Origin of the sequence: Salipiger abyssi (assembly GCF_017311415.1) — a bacterium.
Taxonomy (GTDB): domain Bacteria; phylum Pseudomonadota; class Alphaproteobacteria; order Rhodobacterales; family Rhodobacteraceae; genus Salipiger; species Salipiger abyssi_A.
Genome location: NZ_JAEKIS010000017.1, coordinates 63,599 through 85,718, shown reverse-complemented (window position 1 = coordinate 85,718; position 22,120 = coordinate 63,599). Strand labels below are relative to the sequence as shown.

At 59.6% G+C, this 22,120-nt stretch carries 22 protein-coding genes and 1 pseudogene; 3 read left to right on the top strand and 20 right to left on the bottom strand.

What is annotated here, in order from left to right; translation table 11 throughout:
• Positions 1–231 precede the first annotated feature (231 nt).
• From I6N89_RS19775 to I6N89_RS25540, 4 genes are all read right to left on the bottom strand, one after another.
• Positions 232–417 carry a helix-turn-helix transcriptional regulator gene (locus I6N89_RS19775; RefSeq protein ID WP_236016738.1) on the bottom strand — a complete coding sequence of 62 codons (186 nt, stop codon included), beginning with the start codon at positions 415–417 and terminating at the stop codon, positions 232–234.
• Between the two features lie 268 nt (positions 418–685).
• On the bottom strand, positions 686–3,028 hold the full coding sequence (locus I6N89_RS19770) for a type IV secretion system DNA-binding domain-containing protein (RefSeq protein ID WP_038068034.1): 2,343 nt from the start codon (positions 3,026–3,028) through the stop codon (positions 686–688).
• Entirely contained in the window at positions 3,018–3,284 is a 267-nt protein-coding gene (locus I6N89_RS19765; protein WP_038068035.1) for a VirB3 family type IV secretion system protein, read from the bottom strand. The genes I6N89_RS19770 and I6N89_RS19765 overlap by 11 nt, the downstream gene beginning before the upstream one ends.
• A 15-nt stretch (positions 3,285–3,299) precedes the next feature.
• On the bottom strand, positions 3,300–3,470 hold the full coding sequence (locus I6N89_RS25540) for a hypothetical protein (protein WP_081856365.1): 171 nt from the start codon (positions 3,468–3,470) through the stop codon (positions 3,300–3,302).
• Between the two features lie 30 nt (positions 3,471–3,500).
• Here I6N89_RS25540 and I6N89_RS19755 point away from each other — a divergent pair.
• Positions 3,501–3,818: pseudogene (locus I6N89_RS19755) on the top strand (DDE-type integrase/transposase/recombinase); the annotation flags it as partial.
• A 45-nt stretch (positions 3,819–3,863) separates the two neighbouring features.
• On the opposite strand, the gene I6N89_RS19750 reads toward I6N89_RS19755, so the two are convergent.
• The 8 genes from I6N89_RS19750 to I6N89_RS19715 all read right to left on the bottom strand — a co-directional run bounded on the left by I6N89_RS19750 (position 3,864) and on the right by I6N89_RS19715 (position 10,628).
• Positions 3,864–4,472, bottom strand: coding sequence for a glutathione S-transferase C-terminal domain-containing protein (locus I6N89_RS19750; RefSeq protein WP_038068037.1), 609 nt, complete (start codon positions 4,470–4,472; stop codon positions 3,864–3,866).
• A gap of 67 nt (positions 4,473–4,539) precedes the next feature.
• Positions 4,540–5,202 carry an OmpW/AlkL family protein gene (locus I6N89_RS19745; RefSeq protein WP_207020157.1) on the bottom strand — a complete coding sequence of 221 codons (663 nt, stop codon included), beginning with the start codon at positions 5,200–5,202 and terminating at the stop codon, positions 4,540–4,542.
• Positions 5,203–5,278: 76 nt separating this feature from the next.
• A complete protein-coding gene (locus I6N89_RS19740; protein ID WP_207020156.1) occupies positions 5,279–6,484 on the bottom strand; it encodes an NAD(P)/FAD-dependent oxidoreductase in 1,206 nt (401 codons plus the stop codon).
• A gap of 99 nt (positions 6,485–6,583) precedes the next feature.
• Positions 6,584–7,489 (bottom strand): VOC family protein, encoded by a 906-nt coding sequence (locus I6N89_RS19735; protein WP_054540695.1) that lies wholly within the window; start codon positions 7,487–7,489, stop codon positions 6,584–6,586.
• Positions 7,490–7,522: 33 nt separating this feature from the next.
• Positions 7,523–8,119, bottom strand: coding sequence for a 2-hydroxychromene-2-carboxylate isomerase (locus tag I6N89_RS19730; protein WP_054540696.1), 597 nt, complete (start codon positions 8,117–8,119; stop codon positions 7,523–7,525).
• On the bottom strand, positions 8,116–9,111 hold the full coding sequence (locus I6N89_RS19725; RefSeq protein WP_207020155.1) for a dihydrodipicolinate synthase family protein: 996 nt from the start codon (positions 9,109–9,111) through the stop codon (positions 8,116–8,118). Before I6N89_RS19725 ends, I6N89_RS19730 begins: the two co-directional genes overlap by 4 nt.
• Before the next feature lie 83 nt (positions 9,112–9,194).
• Positions 9,195–10,259, bottom strand: a complete 1,065-nt coding sequence (gene gtdA, locus I6N89_RS19720; protein ID WP_207020154.1) for a gentisate 1,2-dioxygenase — start codon at positions 10,257–10,259, stop codon at positions 9,195–9,197.
• A gap of 45 nt (positions 10,260–10,304) precedes the next feature.
• Positions 10,305–10,628 (bottom strand): 2Fe-2S iron-sulfur cluster-binding protein, encoded by a 324-nt coding sequence (locus I6N89_RS19715; protein WP_037209930.1) that lies wholly within the window; start codon positions 10,626–10,628, stop codon positions 10,305–10,307.
• Positions 10,629–11,010: 382 nt separating this feature from the next.
• Between I6N89_RS19715 and I6N89_RS19710 the strand changes: the two genes are divergently transcribed.
• Complete coding sequence (locus I6N89_RS19710) at positions 11,011–11,535, top strand: MarR family winged helix-turn-helix transcriptional regulator (RefSeq protein WP_207020153.1); 525 nt, start codon at positions 11,011–11,013, stop codon at positions 11,533–11,535.
• 58 nt (positions 11,536–11,593) lie between these two features.
• Here the strand turns inward: I6N89_RS19710 and I6N89_RS19705 are convergent, their stop codons facing one another.
• The 8 genes from I6N89_RS19705 to I6N89_RS19670 form a co-directional block, all read right to left on the bottom strand.
• Positions 11,594–12,451, bottom strand: coding sequence for a fumarylacetoacetate hydrolase family protein (locus tag I6N89_RS19705; RefSeq protein WP_038068048.1), 858 nt, complete (start codon positions 12,449–12,451; stop codon positions 11,594–11,596).
• An 89-nt stretch (positions 12,452–12,540) separates the two neighbouring features.
• Entirely contained in the window at positions 12,541–13,785 is a 1,245-nt protein-coding gene (locus I6N89_RS19700) for a cytochrome P450 (RefSeq protein ID WP_038068049.1), read from the bottom strand.
• Between the two features lie 172 nt (positions 13,786–13,957).
• Positions 13,958–14,821 (bottom strand): hydroxymethylglutaryl-CoA lyase, encoded by an 864-nt coding sequence (locus I6N89_RS19695; RefSeq protein ID WP_038068051.1) that lies wholly within the window; start codon positions 14,819–14,821, stop codon positions 13,958–13,960.
• Positions 14,818–16,062, bottom strand: coding sequence for a CaiB/BaiF CoA transferase family protein (locus tag I6N89_RS19690; protein ID WP_038068053.1), 1,245 nt, complete (start codon positions 16,060–16,062; stop codon positions 14,818–14,820). Before I6N89_RS19690 ends, I6N89_RS19695 begins: the two co-directional genes overlap by 4 nt.
• Positions 16,063–16,128: 66 nt before the next feature.
• Positions 16,129–16,776 (bottom strand): maleylacetoacetate isomerase, encoded by a 648-nt coding sequence (gene maiA, locus I6N89_RS19685; RefSeq protein WP_038068054.1) that lies wholly within the window; start codon positions 16,774–16,776, stop codon positions 16,129–16,131.
• Positions 16,773–17,483: a fumarylacetoacetate hydrolase family protein gene (locus I6N89_RS19680; protein ID WP_038068055.1), complete on the bottom strand. Its 711-nt coding sequence runs from the start codon at positions 17,481–17,483 to the stop codon at positions 16,773–16,775. Before I6N89_RS19680 ends, maiA begins: the two co-directional genes overlap by 4 nt.
• 59 nt (positions 17,484–17,542) lie before the next feature.
• The gene (locus I6N89_RS19675; RefSeq protein WP_038068056.1) at positions 17,543–19,483 is read right to left on the bottom strand and encodes a TRAP transporter permease; all 1,941 of its coding nucleotides are present in this window, start codon (positions 19,481–19,483) and stop codon (positions 17,543–17,545) included.
• 81 nt (positions 19,484–19,564) lie between these two features.
• On the bottom strand, positions 19,565–20,530 hold the full coding sequence (locus I6N89_RS19670; protein ID WP_236016737.1) for a TAXI family TRAP transporter solute-binding subunit: 966 nt from the start codon (positions 20,528–20,530) through the stop codon (positions 19,565–19,567).
• A 185-nt stretch (positions 20,531–20,715) separates the two neighbouring features.
• Here I6N89_RS19670 and I6N89_RS19665 point away from each other — a divergent pair, with 185 nt between their 5' ends.
• Entirely contained in the window at positions 20,716–22,080 is a 1,365-nt protein-coding gene (locus I6N89_RS19665; protein ID WP_207020152.1) for an aromatic ring-hydroxylating dioxygenase subunit alpha, read from the top strand.
• The last annotated feature ends 40 nt before the right edge of the window (positions 22,081–22,120 follow it).

The following is a 22,120-nucleotide window of genomic DNA, read 5'->3' as shown; positions in this document are numbered from 1 at the left end:
ACCCAGAACCTCGCCCAGCATGGCTCCTCCGAATAAGACACGTGCATAACGACGTCGTTATGCACGTGTCTTACCTCGGAACCCCAGCCTCAGGCAGGCGGCCCCAATCGGTCGGTTACCCTGAAAGGGCCAGCCTGTCTTTCTCTTCGCCATGTACCCCGTGCCACTCGTACTGTTCTTGCCGATCTGTCTTTCGTGTTGGGATGTGGGATCAAAGCCTAGGGAAACGGACTACCGTTTCGCAAAAAGCACTTCGGGATCGACGTTTAGCGCCCGTGCAATGCGTTCGAGAAGGTCGAGGGAGGCCGCGAACTTGGCGTTCTCGACCTTGCCCATATGGCCGCGGCTCACATCGGCCCGATGAGCAAGCTCCTCCTGGCTGAGGCCGCGGGCGCGTCTCAAGTCCTGGATGTTCAATGCTACACGGTCCCGCAAGTTCATGCCCGCGAAACGGACACGGTACACGAAATATCGCCACGCGATATATGTTACATTCGAAGGTGAGGGAGCAGAAAAATCGAAAATCGGTGCTTAGAGACAGAGGACCAATTTGCATGCAGTTCCGGGTACTTGGTGTGGCAAATGCTACTAGGGCGAGTAGCGATGACCGTCAATACACCATGACACGAAACAGCGTAAGTCACGCATAATCAAGGTTATGTAATATAGTGATTTCATTGGACAATCATTCCTTCCAGAATTTTGGCCGCGCGGCGTAGTCGGCACCAAAGGCATTCAGTCCGGCTTGACCACCGCCAAGTGCTGTCAAAAGTGGCCCCAGAGCTTTGAGATCGACATTCAGTACGGTCGAACTGCGCGGTGTGCGCGACAGCACCATGCGCTGGCCCGGGATTGGGCTGAGGACAAAATCCAACTCGCCGTCGGTCAGCCGGAAGCCGTCGTAATCGGCACTGGCCGCTTCGCCGTTCGGGAACAGAAGCTGGTTCGGTAGCGCGTCTAGAATCGATCGGGCTTTCGAGCCCCGGATCTGGCTTAGAAACTGGGTCATCATCACCACGACGACGTTCTTCTTTCGCGCGGTCACCAACCATTCCGCGAGTTTCTTGGCGAAGTATTCGTCGTCGAGAACCTTCCAGGTCTCGTCGATCAGGATTAGCGTCGGGCGCTTTTCTTCGATCAGCATCTCGGTGCGGCGGAAGAGATAGCCGAGGATCGCGGTGCGCTCGGTGCCGAGATCGAGGATTTCTGTGAGATCGACGGCCGTCACATCGTGGCTGGTGAAATCCACCACCGGCTCGTCTGCCTCGCCAAAGACCCAGCCATACCGCCCTTCGGGTTCCCATTCGCTGATCCTCTGCGCCAGATCGAGGCCGTCGCCGACATCGCCGAAGAGTTCCTGAAACGCGCGGAAATTCCGCAACCCTTGCCGGGCTTTGCCGTTCTGGGAAATCGCTGACTTGAGGGCTTCGGATTGCAAGGGTGTCATCGGCCCGCTGCGCTGTTCGAGAAGTGCGACCAGCCAATCCAGAAACCATGCTTCGCCTCGCTCTCCAGACTCCGTGGCGAGCGGGTTCAGCCCGGTCGGACGTCCGGCACGGATTTCGGCATAGCGACCGCCAAGGGCGCGCACAGCCATTTTGAGGCCGGCTTCCTTGTCAAAGATGATCGTTCGGCCCCCTGCTCGTTGGGCCTGGGCTGCGAGGAAGGCGACAGTCGTGGTCTTGCCGCCGCCGGACTTGCCCAGGACGAGTGTGTGGCCGTTTGTCGGCTCCGCCATCGGATCGCCGGGTTCATGGAAGCTGAACCGGTGCAGCGAGCCTTGCAGCGTCTGGAACAGCGTCAGCGGCGTTTGCCACGGCAAGCGTGCGGCTTCCGTCCCGGTATCAGCCGCATGCAGTGCCGCCATGTCGGCAAAGTTCAAGGACGAGACCGTCATGTCCCGTGCCCGGTAATCCATATTGCCGGGGTGCATGGCGAAGAACGCAGCTTCGAGTGCCGTGACCTCGCGGACCAAGCGCATGCCGTTCTGATGGGCGATGCCGCGGATGCGGGCGACCTCGGTATCGAGTGCTGCCTGATCGCCAGCAAAGACCGTGATCGTCATCTGGTGGATGCCAAACCCGAGCTCGCCGTTTTCCGACTTGTCGGCAGCCTCGAAGAGTTGCGCCTCAATCGTCGCGGCAATGTCTTCGGAGGCCCGCATTTGGGCCATGCGGCGTTTCACGCGCTCGGTGATACTGCCGCGCTCAATCGGCGTGTAGCTGTGCGTGATGATGGTGTCGCGGCTGGCCCCAAGTGCATCAAGCATGCCGGGCCAAGTCGAGGTGGCGTAGGATTTGACATAGAGGACGGCGCCGACGCGCGGCGTGTCTGCCCCCTCCTCCACCGTGAACTGGCCTTTGCCGAAATGGATGGCGGCATCGCTGGCATCTTCAGCGATGATCCCAAAGGGGCTGCGGGATTTGCCGCGCAACTCGCCCGTCAGAAGAGAGGCACAAAAACCAATCAGGCTGCCATCGCTGATCTTGAGGCGGTGGGATTTCACACCAAGACCGGTCTCGAGGATCGAAACCACTTCGCGCAACTCTTCCAACCTGCGGTCGGTATCCTCGCCCCAGACCTTTGCTGCCGCCTTGCCGAAGAACGGCACGACCAGCGGCGTAACTTGGCGCCGGACCACTGTCAGGATGAGCACCGATTCCTGCAGATTGCGGCGCTGCAGCTCGGCGCCCCATGCTCGGTCGATGTCGGCGGCAAAGCTTTGGCCGTGGATGGGTTTCAGCTGGGCGTTGGCCGAACGCATCATCCGGTGCAAATAGAAGCTGAAACGCTCATCCAGCGTGTCGAGAAAGTGGGCGAATCCGGCCCGCAGGGCGGTGATGGCCGAAGACCCGGATGTGATCCCGTCGATGCCGGTCACCTCCAGCGAGATCATCAGCCCGTTGTCTCGCGTACGCACCACCTCGTCATCAAGCTCGATGACATAGGGCAGGTGCGCATAGATCTTCGGGTCCACCGGGATCAATGCCCGCGCCCTGCCCCGCAGACCCTCCCGTTCAAGAAACATGACGCCGACCTTTCCGCAGGATGGCCATCGGCGTCACCTGCATCATGACCGCGAAGACATGATGCCCATTCGGGTTCAGCTTGGTGGCTACGCGCGCAAGCCCGTACCAGATCGGGGCGGTCAGGAACCACCAGACTGGCTTGAACAGAATGAAGGGCAGCACGGTCATCGCTCCCACTGCCATGGCATAGGGCATCGGCAGGCCAAGAAACTTGGCTTGCCGCGAGAGCCCGAGGATGACCGCGCTTTTCTCCATGGTTCCTGCCCTGCTTCAGCTAAAGGACGAGCGCAGGTTTGCGACGATGGCGGGACCGGCGATGCCTTGCGCGGCGAAGGCTTCGTTTAGTTCGATAACGTCCAAATCGGCAGTCGTCAGACCAAGACGGGGCGCTTGTAGCTGATTTTCAATGTCTGCATCGACACCGCTTACGCACAGATCCATGAACCCGCAACCTCAAGCCCGTTAACGTGACAATACCTAGTAAAGTTCTCACCGCTGATCGCGGCGCAGGCGCAAGCCCGCAAGCGGCAGACCGCTAAGTCCTGGCGAGTGGACGAGACCTACATCAAGGTGAAAGGCCGGTGGAGTTACCTTTACCGGGCCGTGGATCGCAACGGAAAAACCCTTGATTTCTTACTGTCAGAGCATCGGGACTTAGCGGCAGCGCGCCGGTTCTTGCATCGTGCGATTGCCACCAACGGCGTGCCAGACCGGGTGGTCATCGACAATTTGCGCGTCCGTCAGTCAGAATATGTTGGTCATAATTCAGCCTCCTTGCGGAGGCTGAATCACGCTGCACGGGCGAAATCAATAGACCCTGACCCCAAGCCTACGTCAGGCGGGGGACAAGAGCCCTTCCTCTTTCAGAGCTTGCAGGACAGCCGGTCGTCCACCGATCCGCTGCGCGTATTCGACGAGCTTCGGCCAAGGAGACATGTCCATCTTGAGGAAGTTGCACCAACCGAGCACCGTGAAGAGATAGGCGTCGGCAACGGTGAAGCTGTCGCCGACAAGATAGCCGGCACTTCCAATGCGCTTCTCTGCTTCGGTCAGACGGTTGGCAGCCATTTTTTCGAAGAAAGGACGGGCTTCGACCGGCAGATCAGGACGGAACAACGGCGCCATTGTCTTGTGAAGCTCTGTAGAGATGAAGTTCAGGGTTTCAAGAAGCTTCCAACGCTCATCTCCCGTCACCTTGCCGAGTTTTCCGTCTGCCTTGTCCGCAATGTATTGCAGCACTATGGCAGCCTCAGAGATCTTGGTCTCGCCATCGACGATGGTGGGGACCAGACCCAGTGGGTTGATCTTGCTATAGTCCTCACCATCGACCTTGTTTCCCGCCGGGTCCATCACGACCATTCGGCAAGTTGTGGGTATCTCCGCCTCCAGACAACTGATGTGAGCAGCCAGCGAACAGGCCGCAGGTATGTAGTAGAGTTCCATTTTCACAGTGTTTCCTTCCTTTGTGTTTCAGCACAGGTACCCCGAAACTGCAGACGGAGTATATGCCTCAGAAGCGCCAGACCAGACCGGTTCCGACAAGCAGAGGATCGAGCGTCGCACTACCTGTCGCTGACGGCCCGCCGACGCCCAATGTGCCACTGACGTCAGCATCGAGCCAGATTTTCTTGACGTCGAAGTACATACCCATCCGCTCATTGATCATGCTTTCGAAACCGACCTGTAGAACGGCACCCCAAGCGTTTTCCGCCTCGAAGCCGGCCACATCTTGCCCTTCCGAATCAAGAATGATGGTATAGTTGATGCCCGCGCCGACATAGGGCTCGAACTTCGGATTACGGGTCGGAATGCGGTATTGGAGTGCGAGAATCGCAGGTGCGTAAGTCACATCCCCGAGATAGGCCCCAGCAAGGCTTCCTTCGCCGCGAATCTCTGCGGTGGGTGGGATTCCGAATGTGAAGGTGGCGGAAAGCTGCGGGTTGATGCGATAGCCGATATCAAAGCTGAGCGAGTAGTTGTCGTCGACCGAAGCATCGGTGCCGGGGAATGGCGCACCTCCGACCGACAGTTCGGCACCGGGGCTGAAGTATATCCCCACGGGCCCCCCCCGGACATACCAGCCGTTCTGGTCTGCATCCTGTGCTTGGGCAGCGCAAGTTTGGGCTAGAGCCAGACAAGCGCTGAGTATTGCCGTATAGTAAGTTTTAAACATAGTTTTCCTCCCTATGCGTTGGACTTTTTGGTGATGGTGTTGCCCAGGTCTTCGCCTGGTTGGGTATTCTTTGTGCTTACAGTAGCTTACGAAGGTCTGGTGCTGTGATCAGCGAGTCGTCAGTCACGGCGTAGCCTTTCGACATGAGGCGGCGAACGATCGCCATGTCGCGGGGCGCACCGAAACAGATGGCACCGACCAGCCGATCACCGATGGCCGAGAAACGGGTGAAGGACTTTCCTTCGCCCTTCCGCACAAGCAAAGTTCCCCCAGCGGGCTGGTTGTCGCCGATCATCTGAATGTTGAGGTCGTACTGATCAGACCAGAACCAGGTGTTGATTGCATAGGGCTCCCTCTTCCCCAGCATGTTTCTTGCGGCCGCAGCGGCCTGGTCCTGCGCATTGGCCCAGGATTCCATCCGTGTCGGCTGGCCACCGCCAACCCGCATAGCCGCCACATCCCCGGCCGCAAAAATCAGCGGGTCGGACGTGCGCAGAAATTCATCTACGATGATGCCATTGCCCGTCTCCAGGCCAGCCTCCCGCGCGATCGCATCATTCGCAATCGCGCCGATCCCGACGACGACCATGTCAACCAGCAGCGTTTCCCCGTTTGACAGAGTCACGCTTTCAACCCGGTCATCTCCGCCTACCGTCACGATTGAGGTATTCAGATGGATCACGGTGCCATTGCCACGGTGCACATCAGCCAAAGCGACACCGACATCCTTTGGCAGACTGCGGGCGCAAAGCCGGTCGGCCAGTTCGACGACCACCGCTTCCATCCCGCTTTTTCGGGCTGTTGCTGCGACTTCAAGACCGATCCAACCCGCGCCAATCGACAAAAGCCGCTTTCCAGGCACCATTTGCGCGCGCAAACGCTCGGCATCAGCAATCGTACGCAGATAGAAAACATTGGCTTTTCCCGCGAAGGGGCCATCAAGCATGCGGGCGCGACTTCCGGTCGCGATCAGCAGGCGGTCATAGGGCAGGCTTGCTCCCGAAGAGAGCCGTACCACATGCGCGTCGCGGTCGATTGCTTCGACGCGTTGGTTGAGCTGAAGGTCGATGCCAAGATTTTGCGCGGCCTCGGCGTTCAGCAAGCAAGTGCTCTGTGCATCTGCCGTACCCTGAAGAACCGCCTTCGACAGCGGCGGGCGGTCATAAGGGAACTGCCCTTCTTCGGAGAGGACCGTGACAGTGCCCTCAAAGCCTTCTGTTCGCAGCGTTTTCGCCGCGGAGACCGCAGCCAAACCACCGCCTATGATGATGATACGTTCCATCGGAGTTTTCCTCAGACCATGATACAGATGACGCGCAGACCTGTGCCGCGCGTCATCCGTTGATTACCTGTCCGCGCCGCAGCGCGGCACTGTCCTGAGTCAGGAACCCACTTTGAAGCTCTCGGGGAACGGAGCACCCCACGAGCTGAAGATGCCCGGCTTGTCCGCGCTCCAGATGAACGGGCCTGCCTTGTGGTCCACACAACGCGGCATTTCCCCCGAAAGCTCATACCTGTTGCCATCCGGCGTGAAGAAATAGGAGTAGAGATTCGAGCCAACACCGTGCCGACCCGGGCCTGCTTCCGTCATGACCCCACCGCGTGCGACCTGATCGAGCATGAGCTTCATGTATTCCATGTTCGGGATCGTCCATGCGAGATGGTCGAGCGTCTCATGCGGCGCGCCCGCAAACATTGCGACGTCATGGTGATAGTCGCCGACATGCATCCAGGCCGCAAGACGCCCTGCGCCTCCGGGGAACTCGACAATGTCAGAGGCATAGAAATCGACATGCTTGCGCAGGAATTCGATCGTCTGGGTCGCATCCGGACCGACGCGCAGCGTGATATGGTCGAGGTCAAGCGGCGCCAGACCGCTCAGGTGGTTGGCCTTGCGAGCAGCCGGGTTATAGTAGTGTTTGCGCGCTTCAGACCGCAGCAATGCAATCTGCATCTTCTGGTTTTGGGGCGGCAGGTCGAATTCGATGATCTTCTCGACACCCGGATCGCAGTCCGTCATCTCCCGGACCTGGACGCCGGCATCGGAAACCCGCTTGCTGTAGCGATTGAGGTCATCCTCATCATCCGCAGCGATCGCAAAGCTGATGACGCCGGTACCACCCTCGGTCACGGCCACATCGAAAGTTCCGTCGGTCCCACAGGTCAGGTAAACAGTACCGTCTTGCCGAGCAATTTCCTCAAGCCCCAGTACAGTGGTGTGAAACCGCACCGATTCCTCGAGGTTCTTAACCCGCAAGTGCGCGTGCGACAGTTTTTGAAGAGCCAAACTATTCCTCCCTATGGATGGTTGGCGTTGATGTCAAAGCTCCTGCTGGAGCGTTCTTTCCATAAATGTGATGCGGTCATTCCCCCACCACATCTGATCACCCACAATCATCGTGGGCGTACCAAACACACCTGCCTCATGCGCGGCCTGCGTGCTCGCCTCGTATTGGTCTGTAGCATCCTTCGATGAAACCCAAGCCGACAGAACATCGGGATTCCAGCCGAACTGCTTCGCCAATTCATCCAGCAACGCCGGGTCAGCCAAGTCTGCACCCTCTCCCCAGACCCGGTCCCACGCAGTCCGGATGAAGGCTTCTCCCTCGCCTTTCGCCATTGCATAAAGAAAAGCCTTGTTGAGCTTCTCGGACGCGAGTGACTTCGGAAAGGTCAAAGGCAAACCATATTCCTCAGCCCAACGGTTGAGATCCTTGCTCAAATAGCGAATCTTCAACGGCAGGCTGACATTTGGTGGTGCGGTATTCCCCGCCATGAGTTTGAGTTGCGGCAGGTTCACGACATGGGGCCGAAACTCCAGACCGTATTGCTTGCAGATCCCCGGCACCTTGTGAAAGGCCAGATAAGCGAAGGGGCTCATGAAATCGAAGTAGAAGTCAAGATGCCGACCGGTCACTTGCCGCTCTCCGCCTCAAGCTCCGCAGCGAGTTTTGCCCATTGACGCCCGGACTCGCGCGCGCCTTCCAGAGCCGATGCGGGAACCAGGTGGTAGGGCGGACGGCAAGGTCCAGCGACCATCCAACCTGCCGCATCCATACGGGCCTTCTCGATGCCGATGTTATAGACCGAGAATTCCTTGAACGAGCCGTTGGGGAAGAGGGTCCGATAGGTGAAACCAATCCTGTCGGTCAGTTTTTTGGCTTGGGTCCAATCGCCAGTCTCTACCGCCTTGGCCACAAGGTCGCGAAGCTGGATCACAGGTGCAGGCCCGCAAACCGCGCCACTGGTCCAGAACGCCGTGCAGTGTTCGGGGTCGAGCCGGGCGGCGGCGTAATAGTCCACATCAAGCGGCATCAGTCGAATGCGGCGCTTGGTCAGGTTCAGGTCCGTATAGAGCGCTGCCGTGTTTATGTACTTGGCAGATACGATCTGCGGAATTTCGGAGATCTGCGCCCAGAAAGCACGCGGGAACTCGAACTTGAATGCCTCGGGGTTGGCATATGCACAGATAGCCATGTCCGGACACGCCTCGGCCACATCACGAAAGAACTGAACTGCTGTCGGCACATCAGGCTGAACCCACATCGGCGGCCCCATCATCACCCCGTTAAGCCCGATCTCGCGCGCGGCACGGGTCATGCTGATGGAGTCGCGGGTGTTAAGGGCGGTCGCCCCGCCGAAGATGGGAATGCGACCGCGACCGGCTTCGACCAGCGTGCGCATGAAGGCTTGCTTCTCTTGCCATGTTGTCGTGGCTCCCTCTCCCAGGGTGCCGAGAGAAAGAATCCCGTTCACACCAGAGGCGATCAGAGCCTCGACGACACGGGCCGTTTCGTCCAGATCGACCGTGTCTTCAGCGCGCGGATCCGACGCGTTGGGCTTGGACGGCGTGGGCATGATCGCCCAGCAACCTGTCACGTCATCGACCGTGAGCAGTTCATGTTTCATGGCTTGAAGCCCCGATTTATGTGAGTTGTTTTGCGTGGATTGGCATGGTGCGCAGCCAGGGCGCACCATGCCGGACAGTGTCACTATGCGCCGAGCGGAACCGCGTTTCCACGGTCTTCCCGCCAAAGCCCGAGCTTCTCCTGGCAGACGCGATCGGAGTAAGAGAACAGCACTGCATCGCCGTCCGCCTCATGCGTGACGGTATGCCAGCTCGGAACGACGAACAGATCCTTCGGACCCCATTCGTAAGTCTTTCCATTGATCACACTGCGACCGGTGCCTTCAGTGACGACAAAGACTGTTGCGTCTGTCGACCGATACGGCCGCGACTTGAAGCCTTTCGGAAGGAGTTGAAGGCAGGGCGAAATCGTCGGCATCGCCCAGCCGCCGTCGACCGGGTTGACATAGCGCATCTTGATACCGTGGAAGGGGTCGACCTCACCCTGCTTCAAAAGATGCTCGAGGCCTTCGCGCGAGCGTTCGTAAGGGTAATTGAAGATCGGCGACGCTATTCTGGTCGCCTCGTAGTCGACCGGAAGCATGTTGGCACCGTAGCGCCAGGTGCTGTCTTCAAGCTGGCGGGTAATTGGCTGCTGATCCGCGTGATGCTCTTCTGCGAAAGAGGCGTCGAACACCGACACGATTGGAATATCCAGACCGTCGAGCCAGATCATCGGCGCGTCGCTGTCATTGCCGTGGTCGTGCCAGGCTCCCGGCGGAGTGATTACGAAATCGCCAAAGTTCATCACTGTGCGCTCGCCATCGACCGACGTATGCGCACCACTGCCCTCCATCACGAAGCGCAAAGCTGACTGGCTGTGGCGGTGCGCGGGGGCAACTTCGCCCGGCAGGACGATCTGAAGGCCAGCGTAAAGCGACGTGGTAATCCGGGACTGACCGCGCAGGCCTGGATTTTCAAGCACAAGGACGCGCCGCTCGGCTTCCTTCGCCGTGATCAGACCGCCTGCTTCCAGCAGGTAGGATTTCGCTTCGTCGAAATGCCAAAGGTGCGGCAAGCAACCGCTTTTGGGCTCAGGAGTGATGATGTTCGACAAAACAGTCCAAAGTGGGGTATAGGACCCGCTATCGATCTTGTCATAGAACATCTTTCGTTTTGCTGTTTCCACAGGCTTTTCGGTCAGCGACATATTTATCCTCCGTTTGGCGCGATCAGATAGAAAGCGTCACATATATCAGAACTGGAACTCTGGGGTGGTGACGGTGAGACCATCGAGATCTGCTGTCAGGCGAATCTGGCAAGCAAGCCGGCTGCTGTCCTGCCTGTTGGCCGCAAACTCCAACATACTGGCTTCACCTTCGCTGGTCGGCGGAAGCAGAGAAAGCCACTTGGGGTCAACATAGACCTGACAGGTCGCGCATGCGCAAGCGCCGCCACAATCCGCATCAATTCCCGGCACGCCAGCCATCGTCGCAGCCTCCATCAGAGACTGCCCCTCGCGCGACGATACCTCACGTCGCTCTCCCATCGAATCAATGAACACCACTTGGATCGACATAGATATTCTTCCTCCCAGCACGTCGTTCGAATCGAAACTGCTCCACTCAAGGCAGGCTTGCCCACCCATTTGGGAACAATAACGACGAACTTACTCCTCCGTTTGGCTGCCTTTTTCGTGCCCAATCCCGCCTGACCATGGTCATTCAGGCGGATCAATGGCTTAAACTAAGCATGCATACTACATTGTTCGCATATCTTGCTGCTCCTAGTCAAGCGATTGATGGCCAAGGCCCCGACTCAGACATGACCAAACCCGAGCCCGGGTTTTCCGGTAACGCGCTCCAAGGGTAAAGACGTCCATCTGCTGCCCGAGATTGTCGGTGGTATCGAAGGGTGTTATGCTATAAGCGGGCAACAACGAAAAAGAAGATGGTCGGCGCATGAAAGATGATACCGAGCGGAGACCGCCCGAAACCTTGGGTGGCGACGCCGATTTTCGGGTCATTATGGACCATCCCGCGCATCTGATTCGGCGTAGCTACCAAATCTTCTTGTGTGCCTTCGACGAGGCTATGGCTGGCCTGCCGTTGTCGCCTGTGAGCTGGATCATTATCGCAACAGTGCGAAATTTCCCGAGCCTGTCCGTGACTGAGGTTGCCCGGCGCGCCGCAATAGACAAGGCGAGCTGTGGACGAACTGCAAGCGCGCTTGAGAAGCGCGGGCTGCTTTCGATCAAGAAGAGTGATACGGATGGCAGAGAGAAACTGCTCGACATCACCCCTGCCGGCGAGGAATTGTACGGCAAGGCGTTTATTCAGGTCATGAAGCTGAAGTCGCTGCTCCTGGATGGAATTGATCCAGAGGTGCAGCGTCAGTTCCTGACTTCCATGGCAGTGTTTGTTCATGCATCACGCAAGAACACACGACCGTCAATTCCGACCGCACGTGACGCCGACATGGATTGAGACAGTCATAGCGATTGCAGATGGCCACCCACAAGCAGATGGCCAGCTTTTCTTGGCGTCAGGTGACGTCGATTTCCATCGAGCCGATCCGGTCGATCCAGGCATGGATCTTGTTGCCCGGCTCAATCTGCCCGACGCCCTCGGGAGTCCCGGTGAAGATGACGTCGCCCACTTCCAGTGTATAGAATCGGCTGGCCATCTCGATCAGTTCCGGCACGCTCAGCACAAGATCACGCGTATTGGCCTTCTGCCTGGTGACGCCGTCCACCTTCAGTTCGAAGTCGAGCTGGGACGGATCGGTGATTTCATCGGCTGTTACAAGCCACGGTCCCAGCACCGAATAGCTGTCTATGGACTTGCGCATGCTGCGTTCCTCGGCGCCGCGCACCGTCATGTCAAGCCCGATCGCATATCCTGCGACGTACTCCAGCGCGCGCTCCGCTGACACCCTGTCGGCGCGTTTGCCGATGATGACCGCAAGTTCGATTTCGTGATCGCTGCGCCGATCAGGGAAGCGCAGTGTCACCGGCTCGGAGGGGCCGATAAGACTGCTGGTAGCCTTCAGAAACAGGCCGGTCTCGTGGATCACCCGCACTTGGGCTGCATTGCCCTGGTGCAGATCCTTCTGCGCGCGCGCCTCTTCCAGGTGCTTGACGTAGTTCACAGGCGCCGCGACAAGCTTGCCGGGGTTTGCAACCGGTGAATCGAAGGCCAGTTCACGGACTGGTCTGCGCTCTCCGGTCCTGGCAGCCACAAGGAATGCCTCCTTGAGCTGATCGAGATGTGCGATCAACGGGTCATGCCGCGGCAACGGGTAGCGCAGTTGCGGCAAAAGGTCGAGGGCCGAGGTGACATCGACAACCTCATCGTCCTGAACAAGACCGATACGGTCCTTGTGGAAGCGACAAATCTTCATTTCTTCTCCTTATCAACGGGCACCCGGCCCGGCGATCCTGGGGTCGGGTCGCCGGGCCGGGGTGACTAGTTCTCAGCGGTCGTCGCGGATCAAGCCAAACGCACGGGGAGTTCTTCCAGACCTCTGAACCGTGTGTTGTGCTGAAAGCGAGCTTCGCCGTTGCGCACCAAGGTCGGCAGCTCCTTCAGCACGGACGCAAGGGCGATCGGGGCCTCCATCCTGGCAAGCGGCCGACCGAGGCAGACATGGATCCCCGCACCGAACGCGACATGATTGTTCGGGCGGCGCGCAAAATTCAGCCTGTCGGGGTCTTCGAACACACGCTCGTCCCTGTTCGCCGAAGCCTGGGCAAGAACCACCTCGGTGCCCGCCGGGATCGTGCCATTACCACTGGCAAGTTCCACATCGTTCGTCGTTCGCCGCCCCTGAAGCTGGAGCGGCGTGATGAAGCGGATCAACTCTTCGAGTGCCGTGGGCAGAGCAACCTCACCCTCGACCAGCTGACGCTTGCTCTCGGGGTCATCCATCAGGAAATGCATCGACTGAGAGATGAGGTTTGTCGTGGTCTCATGGCCGCCATTGAGCGTCACGATGCACATGTGAAGAATTTCGGCGTCACTGACCTCAACGCCATTTCGCTGCGCCGCAGCCATTGCGCAGAGGATGCTCTCGCTCGGGTCGATCGTGCGGCGCGCCTTGATCTCGTCGAGAAATGGCAGGAGATAGCCCATGAATTCCGTTACTGCTTCATGGCCCTGCTTGATCGCTTCGACCGACACCTGCGGGTTGAGCGGGAAAAGCACCTTGCGCCCCACGCCCTGGATATAGTCAGCATCTTCAACCGGAATGCCGATGACCCTGCAAATGAGTGCAACCGGGATGCGGAAAGCGAAATCGCGCACGAAGTCGAACTCGCCCATTTGCTTGACCTTCTTGATCTCACGGTCAATCACGTCTTGGGTAAAGTCCGTCAGAGACTTGATGGATGTCTGAGAGAAAAAGGGGTTGACGATATCGCGCAACCGGTCGTGATCGGGGTTGTCACGGAAGAGCATCGTCGATGTGTGATGCTCCAGCAGGGGGCCCTTGCCAAATTTCTTCTCAAAGTACTCGCCCTTGTAAACGAGACCTGACAGGTCGCGCCAAACCTGACGCACATCGTCATAGCGCGTCAGAAGAACTGTGCCATCTGCTTGCCGGTGAACAGGATCACCATCGCGCAACAGGCGAAAATACTTGCTCGGATCGTCGAAATAGTCATCCGGCGGAGCCAATAGATTGAAAGCTTGCGCTTTCTCAGAGTCTGTTTGATCAATTCTCGCGGTTCCGGTCATTTTTCCCCCCTGTATTCCACATCAATGAACAGCTTGTAACATAGGCATTCGTAAGCATGCTGTCAATTTTCAACTTGGACTCGCCCTTGCTTTTGTCCATGTCCGAAGATGAAGCTTCAGCCTTTCGCGCTATCCCCACGTGCGCGGCACGCTCCTCTGCGGCGATCTGCCTTTAGCCGCAAGTCGCGCCCGGAAGGGCCTGGACGAATGCGGCGATCGGGGCAAGGGCTGCAAGGTCCACGCCGGTTTCAACGCCGCAATCCCGGAACAGGCTCACGACATCCTCGGTGGCGACGTTGCCGCTGGCACCGGGAGCATAAGGGCAGCCGCCAAGCCCACCAATCGCGGAATCGAAGACGCGTACACCCTGATCATAAGCCGCGCGCACATTCGCCGTGCCATGGCCGTAGGTATCATGCGCATGCATCGCCCAAGCGGAAACGGAGGGAAAGCGCGCCATCGCCGCCCTGAACAATTCCGCGACCTGCGCCGGTTCGCCGCGGCCAGTCGTGTCGCATAGGCAGATCTCGGCATCGGGGCAGATTTCCAGCGCGCGTTCCAGAAGATCGAGCACGGCGTTGGCAGGTGTCACCCCCTCGAACGGGCAATGGAATGCGGTGGCGAGGTTGAACCGCAGCCGCAGCCCATCGGGCGCCTCGGCGACAAGCCGGGCGTAATCGGCGAGGGCCTCATCCGGCGTGGCGCGCACGTTCGAACGGCTGTGGCTTTCCGAGACCGAGATGACATAGGACAGAAACTCCGCTCCCGCCGTGATTGCCTTCAGGCCATAGCGGGCATTGGGAACCAGGACCTGCGGCACGACATGACCCTGGGCCAGAACATCGGCCAGAACCTCGCCGGCGTCGGTGAGTTGAGGAATGGCGCGCGGACTGACGAAGGAGGTGATCTCCATCCGTTTCAATCCTGCAGCGGCAAGGTCGCGGATCACGGCGATCTTGGTCTCGGTCGGGATGAAGGGGCCGATGTTCTGGAACCCGTCGCGCGGGCCGACTTCGACGATCTGGACGGCAGTCATGCTATTACTCCCTTCTGGTAGAGCAACTTGATTTCATCCTGCGAGTAGCCCGCGATCTCTGCCAGAACGGCTGCGGTATCTTGTCCGACCTCCGGGCCGGTGCAGCGGATCGTGCCGGGGGAATCGGGGAAATGCGGCACAATGCCGGGATGAAGCAGGTCGCCATGTAGCGGGTCGCTGACTTCGCGCACCATGCCACGCGCGCGGAACTGCGGATCATCGGCAATTTCTGCGGCAGTGTAGATCAGCGTCGAAGGGATGTCTGCCTTGGCCAGAAGCTCTGTCAGTCGTCCGGCATCGAACCGCCGGGACCAGGCGGAAATGGCCTCGTCGAGTTCGTCGACGTGCTTGAGGCGGCCCGCATTGGTCTGCAACTCCGGTCGTACCGCCAGATCCTCGCGCCCGATCAACGCTGTCAGCCGCTGAAACAGAAGATCTGAATTCGCAGCGACAATGACCCAACGGCCGTCTGCCGAGGGATAGGCGCTGGTGGGAGCCGCCGACGCGATGCGCGCGCCGACGGGTTGGCGCACAAGGCCGAGCGCACCGTACTCCGTGACGATCCCTTCCGTGAGCGACAGCACGGCTTCTGTAAGCGCTACATCGACGGTGTTGATGTCCCCATCCTCGGCTCCGCCGCTGCCCGTCCGGCCGTCTCGGCGCAAAAGACCGGCGAGAACGCCGATCGCGGCGTAAAGTCCGGCAACGGAATCGCCGATGCTGATGCCGACGCGTGGCGGCGGCAGATTGGTGGTGCCGGGAGCATGGTCGGTCAGGTGACGCAATCCGCCGATCGCCTCGCCAATGACGCCAAAAGCGGCGCGGTCACGCAATGGGCCAGTCTGTCCGTAACCCGAGACATGGGCCACTACGAGACCTGGCCGCAGTTCCTGCAGCCTTTTACGATCGAAGCCGAGACGCGCCAGGCCCCCGGGGCGCTGATTCTCGATCAGCGCATCAGAGCGCGCGATGATCCGTCCCACGGCCTCGACTCCTTCGGGGCTTTTGAGATCAACCGCGACCGAACGCTTGTTGCGGCCATGAACGCTCCACCACAGTGACGCGCCGTTGGATTGCGCGCCCCAGCCCCGCACAGGATCCCCATCGGGCGGTTCGATCTTGATGATCTCGGCGCCAAGATCGCCGAGAATGCGAGTGGCGAACGGAGCGGCGATGAAGTGGCCGATTTCGACAATGCGGAGGCCGCTAAGGGGTGGCGGGGCTTCTGGTCTGGTGTTCATGTGTCCTCGTCGAGATATCCGGCGTCTCGCTCGCTTCAGGAGAGTCCGGCTTCTGTTGGTGTTGCGTCATACCGCATCTGGTTGGTGTGCTGGCGCGGCCTCACGGAAAGCGGGCAGCGCATCGGCTGCATCGAATATCCGCGCGATGGTGGGCCAACGGCTTGTATCAATGTCGAAACGTCGGTTGTTCCAGACCTGGGCATAGAGGCAGCAATCCGCGAGCCCCGGCGTATCACCATGACAGAAACGCCCGGTGCGACTGTCCTGCGCCAGCATGATTTCAAGCGGATCAAAGGTGGTTTCGACCCATTCCGTGAACCAGGCTTTCTGAGCAGCCTCGTCGGCACCGAATTGCTCGGTCAGGCGAGTCAGGACGCGCAGGTTGTTCAGGGGGTGGATCTCGCAGGCGATCATGTATGAAAGCGCGCGCACACGTGCCCGCCCGTCTGCCCCCTCAGGCAAGAGCCGCGGTCCGGGTTGGGTTTCGTCGAGCCATTCGATGATGGCAAGCGACTGCACAAGAACCTGGCCATCGTCGCTTTCCAGAACCGGCACAAGTCCGGCGGGGTTCAGCGCCAGGAATTCGGGCGTACGGGTTTCACCTTTGCGCAGGGCATAGGGCACATATTCATAGGCGATGCCCTTGAGGTTGAGGGCAGCGCGCAGCCGCGTCGAGGTCGATGAGCGGAAGAAATTATGAAGGCGGAAGGTCATTCGACGTGTCCCTTCGCGCGCGGCCCGATGGTCGTGGTAATCTCTCCAAGCCCACTGATTGAGACGACGCATACATCGCCCACCTGCATCGCGCCGACGCCCGCAGGCGTGCCTGTCATCACCAGATCGCCGGGCCGGATCTCCATTGACTGCGACAGGATCGAGATGATCTCTGGCACCGACCAGATCAGGTCTTGCAGATCGGCGCTTTGCTTGACGGCACCATTTAGCGTCAACTGGATCCGGCCCTGCTCGGGCTTGCCGACCGGCGCGCCAGTGTGGATCGGACCGATCACCGCCGAGCGATCAAACGCCTTGCCCCAGTCCCAGGGCCGTCCTGCCGCACGGGCAGCAAGCTGCAAGTCCCGTCGCGTCAGGTCGTTGCCGATGGCGTAGCCGAAGATGTGGTCGCGCGCCTGTTCCTCGGGAATATCCGTGCCAGCCTTGCCGATGGCGATCACCAGTTCGGCTTCATAGTGGAAGTTCTGCGTTTCGGGCGGATAGGCGACGACCTGCCCATCTTCGACAACGGCATCGGCGGGTTTGGTGAAGAAAAACGGCGGATCGCGATCCGGGTCCTTGCCCATCTCTCGTGCATGCTCGGCATAGTTGCGTCCGACGCAGAAGATCCGACGCACAGGGAAACGCTCGTCCCGACCGGCGATAGGCAGGCTGACGGCAGGCGGCAGCGGGAAACTGTAATTCATGGAGGTTATTGTCCTTTCCTCGTGGTCGTAATTCAGTAATGTGGCATCGTAGGATGCAGTCATGTCGGCACTATCGCCCTGCGCAGAAACCGAAGTGCCACCATGATTGCGACACCCAGGCCATGGAGCATGAGGGTGTATCCGCCACCCAATGCTTCCGGCATAAGAAGCAGCACTCCGCCAAAGCCCAGAGCTGCGCGTTCGTAGCCTGACAACATGCCCCCGAACCAGCCAACCATGGCGGCGGATATGGCATAAACCCCAATTGCCGCAGCAGACGTGGCCAGAAAGATTTCAACCGGGGTTCCCTGCATCAGCAGGGCGGGCGAGACCACGAAGATGAAGGGAATGATGTAGGCTGTCCAGCCTAGCCGCATCGCAACGAATGCTGTCTGCATCGGCGGGGCCCCGGCCAGCGCGGCGGCAAAGAAGGCGCCGATGCCGACAGGCGGGGTCACCATTGACATCATGCCGAGGTAGAAGATGAAGAAATGGGCGGCCATCGGTGTGATCCCGGCCTCTACCAGAGGCGGGGTAAGAAGGACCGCCAGCAAAAGATAGACGGCAACCGTCGGCATCCCCATGCCAAGAACAACACTGGCAATGGCCGTGAGGAGCAAGAGCAGCGGAAGGCTGCCCCGACCGATCTCGGCCAGCGCGAACGTGCCGGCAAAGCCCAACCCGGTGATGTTGAGAACACCGATGATGAAGCCGGCGGCAGCGGCGATCATCAGGATCTCGGTCATGGAGATGCCGGCTTCGGCGAGCGATTGCCAGATCATGCGCAGAGTGATGCGCCGGCCACCATAGCCGTATGCGACGCCGCAGATCAGGGCAACGCCGGCCGCCCAGAGGGCCGCCGTTTCCGGTCGCTGGCCCAGCCAGAACATGCCGACCACGATCACTGCAAACGGCAGGATGAAGATACCCCCGCGACGCAGAGTGTCGAGCGCAGAAGGAATTTCATCCTCACGCAGGGGGGCGATGTTGGCCTTGGCGGCCTCAAGATCAACCTGACAGTACACCGCAAAGTAATAGAGCGCGGCCGGGATGATCGCTGCAATCGCGACCTGCGCATAGGAAACGCCCAGGAAATCGGCCATAAGGAAAGCGACTGCGCCCATGACCGGGGGGGCGATCTGCCCTCCGGTCGAGGCGACGGCCTCGACTGCGGCAGCCATCCGGGGCCGATATCCCGAGCGGATCATCAGCCGGATGGTGACGACGCCGGTCGCGACGATGTTGGACACCACAACCCCGGAGATCGTGCCGAAAAGCGTCGAGGCCAGGATCGAGATCTTGGCCGCTCCGCCGCGGCGGCGCCCCAGCGCGGCAAGCGCGATGTCGTTGAAGAACTCGCCCCCCCCCGCCCGCACGAGGATCTGCCCGAACAGCACGAACGCGGCGACGACCGTTACCGACACGTTCATGGTAAGGCCGAGCATGCCATTGGCATCGAACCCGATATAGGAAAGCAGACGATCCGGTGAGACCTGCCGCGTTTGCATCGCACCCTGAATCATGTGGCCGATCATCCCGTAGCCCCCGATGAAAAGCACCACCACGACGAGCGCCCAGCCCACCACCCGCCGCAGCCCCTCAAGCACCAGCAGGACAAGCATCCCGGACATGATCACGATATCGACCGGGGCGGACATCACCCGCGAGACGATATCGGCATAGTTTATGGCAACATATAGCGAAAGACCAAGCCCCAGGACGGCAAGAATCCAGTCGATGGTTCTACCACCGTCCGCCGGAACATTCTCGTCGCTGCCGCGTGGATCCTTCTCGCCGACGCTGCTTCTGTCGATCAGGAACACCAGGCCCAGCCCAAGCCCCAGGGCGACGGCCAATATCTGCTCGACATAGACGCTCAGCCCGAGGCGGCTCGGCGCGTCGAACCCCACAGCGACGGCCAGCAGCGAAAGTGCCACCGCCTGGGTTTGGACGGCAATCCGACGAAATGTTGGCAGCCGACTGCCAGTTGTCTGAGTCAAAGCCTGTTTCCTCCACAATGAGCGAATGCAAAAAGGACTGCGCCGGGAAATCTCCCGGCCCAGCCCTCCGTCATAACCGTGTCAGTCAACAGCGCGAATGGCGACGCCCCGCTCGGCGAAGAAGGCCGCTGCACCAGGGTGATATTCCACACCCGGATAATCGACATAGGCGGTTTCAATGTTCATCACGCGAAGCGGAGGATAGGCATCGCCGATCGCACCCACATTGTCGAAAATCGAGGCCAGCAGCGCCTTGACCTGTTCGTCGGACACATGCTCACCAGCAACAAGGACGTTGTCCCATGTCAGCATCATCATCGGCGCATCGACACCCACCCGCACCGGCGAGGGCGTCACCTCTGAGAAGTAATAGGCCGGGCGAAACTTGCGAATCGTTTCGAGCGCCTGCTCATCCGAGGCGACCTGAAGATAGCGGACCCCGCCCACCATTGCGCCGACCTCAGCGACCTTCGGCCCGCCGACAGCGAAGAAGGCCGCATCCGTCAGACCCGAGGCCAGAGCATCGACATTGCGAATGATATCGGGGATCGGCACTTCAACCACTTCACCATAGCTGATCCCGTCCGCCTCGAGAAGCGCACTCACCAGCGGACGGTTCAGCGGGAAAGCCTCCCAGCCCGAGGGCACACGCTTTCCGGCAAGATCGGAGACCCGCGTCATGCCGGAATCTGCCCGGACGAACAGCCCTACCGCAAAGGGATTGATCTTGGCCACAACACGCAGATTCGGCAGAGCCGCCGAGTAGTCACCCTCCCCGGCGACCGCTACGATCATGTCATTGATGTCGGTCATCGTGAATTCGGCGTCTTTGCTGTCGACGGCCTGAAGCATCTGCGCGTTGCCGCTATATGCCTGAACAACCAGCCGCCCGCCGCCGCTTTTCTGGGCCTCGGCCGCAATGACCGAAGCCATCGTATTCCACACCGAACCCGCAGGAGGTGTCGTGATCGATGTAACCTGTGCGGAGGCACCGCCAGCCGCCGTCACTGCAAATACCATCGCGCCAAAAACGCGCGTCAAAAACATCCTCATCTTCTCGCCCCCTATGCTGAACTCGCTCCTCCGCAAGCGCTTCTTCTTACCAGTTACGGCCTTGCTTGGAAAGCATGCTTTCCATATTGCCAGCGGCCCCGCAAAGCGGTAACACTCCTTCCCACGCGTCTGCGAGGAGCTGGTGCGGCGGAAATTGATTCCAGAGGGAGGAGCCTACGATGAACGTAAAGGCAAATGTTGGCGCGACGGGCGCTTATTCTGATGCCGAAATTCTTGCAATGATTGACGAGAAGAACGGCAAGTTCGACCCTAAGATCTATGTTGACGAGTCGCTTTATCGCCTTGAGCTTGAGCGCATTTTTGCGCGCACCTGGGTTTGCATGGGTCACGAGTCGCATATCCCGAATTCGGGCGACTTCACGACCGCCTATATCGGCGAGGATCCTGTGGTCGTTGTGCGCCAGAAAGACGCCAGCATCCGCGTGTTCCTGAATCAGTGCCAGCACCGCGGAATGCGCATCTGCCGCGCCGATTCGGGCAACGCCAAGGCATTTACTTGCACCTACCATGGTTGGGCATACAATCAGGGCGGTGATCTGGTCAGCGTCCCGATGGAGAAGGAAGCCTTCGGTGGTTGCCTGAACAAGGCAGAGTGGGGGCCGAAGCAGGCGCGCGTCGAAACCTACAAGGGTCTCATTTTTGCGAACTGGGATGCCGACGCGCCGGGGCTCGACGAATATCTGGGTGATGTCAAATTCTACATGGACATCATGCTCGACCGCTGTGAGGCCGGAACCGAGGCGATACCTGGGATCCAGAAATGGGTCATTCCCTGCAACTGGAAGTTCGCGGCCGAGCAGTTTGCTTCGGACGCTTATCATGCGGGCACCACCTCGCACTTGTCCGGCATCATGGCCGGTGTGCCGGAAGATGTGGATATTACCCAGGTTGCCCCTCCGACGGATGGTTTGAATGTCCACCTGGAGAACGGCCATGGTTGCGGCCTCTTCTTGCGCAACCCGATGTTCTACATGACTATTGTTGGGCCGAAGGTGACGGAATACCTGACGACCGGGCCAGCATACGAGGAGGCAGTGCGGCGTTTGGGTCAGGGACGAGCGGACGTGAACCTTTGCCATACCAACGTCTTCCCGAACCTGTCGTTCCTGGCAGGGATCAACACGGTCCGGATGTGGCAGCCTCGCGGCCCGAACGAGATCGAGGTCTGGACCTTCACTCTCGTTGACAAAACTGCCCCGCAGGAGATCAAGGACGAATGGCGTCGCCACACATCGCGCACATTCTCGGCGGGCGGCGTGTTCGAGCAGGATGATGGCGAAAACTGGTGCGACATCCAGCAAGTGCTGCAGGGTCATGTTGCACAAAACCAGAAGTTCAACATCGAAATGGGCTCGCATACAGTGACGGCCGATAATCCCGAGGGCTTCCCCGGGCTGAGCTTCGCATACACCTATAGTGAGGAGTCGGCGCGAGGCCTGTACCGTTATTGGACGCAGATCATGACCGCACCGGATTGGGATGCAATCCGCCGGATCGATCAACGGCCGCTCGCGGCAGAGTAACGTTCAATCGGCGGCAAATGTCCGCTTATGTATCAAACGT

Coding starts and splice junctions, on each gene's coding strand:
- I6N89_RS19680 (WP_038068055.1), bottom strand. CDS start 17,483: ATGAATTACAGTTTCCCGCTGCCGCCTGCCGTCAGCCTGCCTATCGCC.
- I6N89_RS25540 (WP_081856365.1), bottom strand. CDS start 3,470: ATGGATCTGTGCGTAAGCGGTGTCGATGCAGACATTGAAAATCAGCTA.
- I6N89_RS19690 (WP_038068053.1), bottom strand. CDS start 16,062: ATGAACACCAGACCAGAAGCCCCGCCACCCCTTAGCGGCCTCCGCATT.
- I6N89_RS19715 (WP_037209930.1), bottom strand. CDS start 10,628: ATGTCGATCCAAGTGGTGTTCATTGATTCGATGGGAGAGCGACGTGAG.
- I6N89_RS19745 (WP_207020157.1), bottom strand. CDS start 5,202: ATGTTTAAAACTTACTATACGGCAATACTCAGCGCTTGTCTGGCTCTA.
- I6N89_RS19725 (WP_207020155.1), bottom strand. CDS start 9,111: ATGAAACATGAACTGCTCACGGTCGATGACGTGACAGGTTGCTGGGCG.
- I6N89_RS19695 (WP_038068051.1), bottom strand. CDS start 14,821: ATGACTGCCGTCCAGATCGTCGAAGTCGGCCCGCGCGACGGGTTCCAG.
- I6N89_RS19770 (WP_038068034.1), bottom strand. CDS start 3,028: ATGTTTCTTGAACGGGAGGGTCTGCGGGGCAGGGCGCGGGCATTGATC.
- I6N89_RS19670 (WP_236016737.1), bottom strand. CDS start 20,530: ATGTTTTTGACGCGCGTTTTTGGCGCGATGGTATTTGCAGTGACGGCG.
- gtdA (WP_207020154.1), bottom strand. CDS start 10,259: ATGTCGCTGACCGAAAAGCCTGTGGAAACAGCAAAACGAAAGATGTTC.
- I6N89_RS19700 (WP_038068049.1), bottom strand. CDS start 13,785: ATGACCGGAACCGCGAGAATTGATCAAACAGACTCTGAGAAAGCGCAA.
- I6N89_RS19705 (WP_038068048.1), bottom strand. CDS start 12,451: ATGAAGATTTGTCGCTTCCACAAGGACCGTATCGGTCTTGTTCAGGAC.
- I6N89_RS19750 (WP_038068037.1), bottom strand. CDS start 4,472: ATGGAACTCTACTACATACCTGCGGCCTGTTCGCTGGCTGCTCACATC.
- I6N89_RS19665 (WP_207020152.1), top strand. CDS start 20,716: ATGAACGTAAAGGCAAATGTTGGCGCGACGGGCGCTTATTCTGATGCC.
- I6N89_RS19710 (WP_207020153.1), top strand. CDS start 11,011: ATGAAAGATGATACCGAGCGGAGACCGCCCGAAACCTTGGGTGGCGAC.
- I6N89_RS19740 (WP_207020156.1), bottom strand. CDS start 6,484: ATGGAACGTATCATCATCATAGGCGGTGGTTTGGCTGCGGTCTCCGCG.
- I6N89_RS19765 (WP_038068035.1), bottom strand. CDS start 3,284: ATGGAGAAAAGCGCGGTCATCCTCGGGCTCTCGCGGCAAGCCAAGTTT.
- maiA (WP_038068054.1), bottom strand. CDS start 16,776: ATGACCTTCCGCCTTCATAATTTCTTCCGCTCATCGACCTCGACGCGG.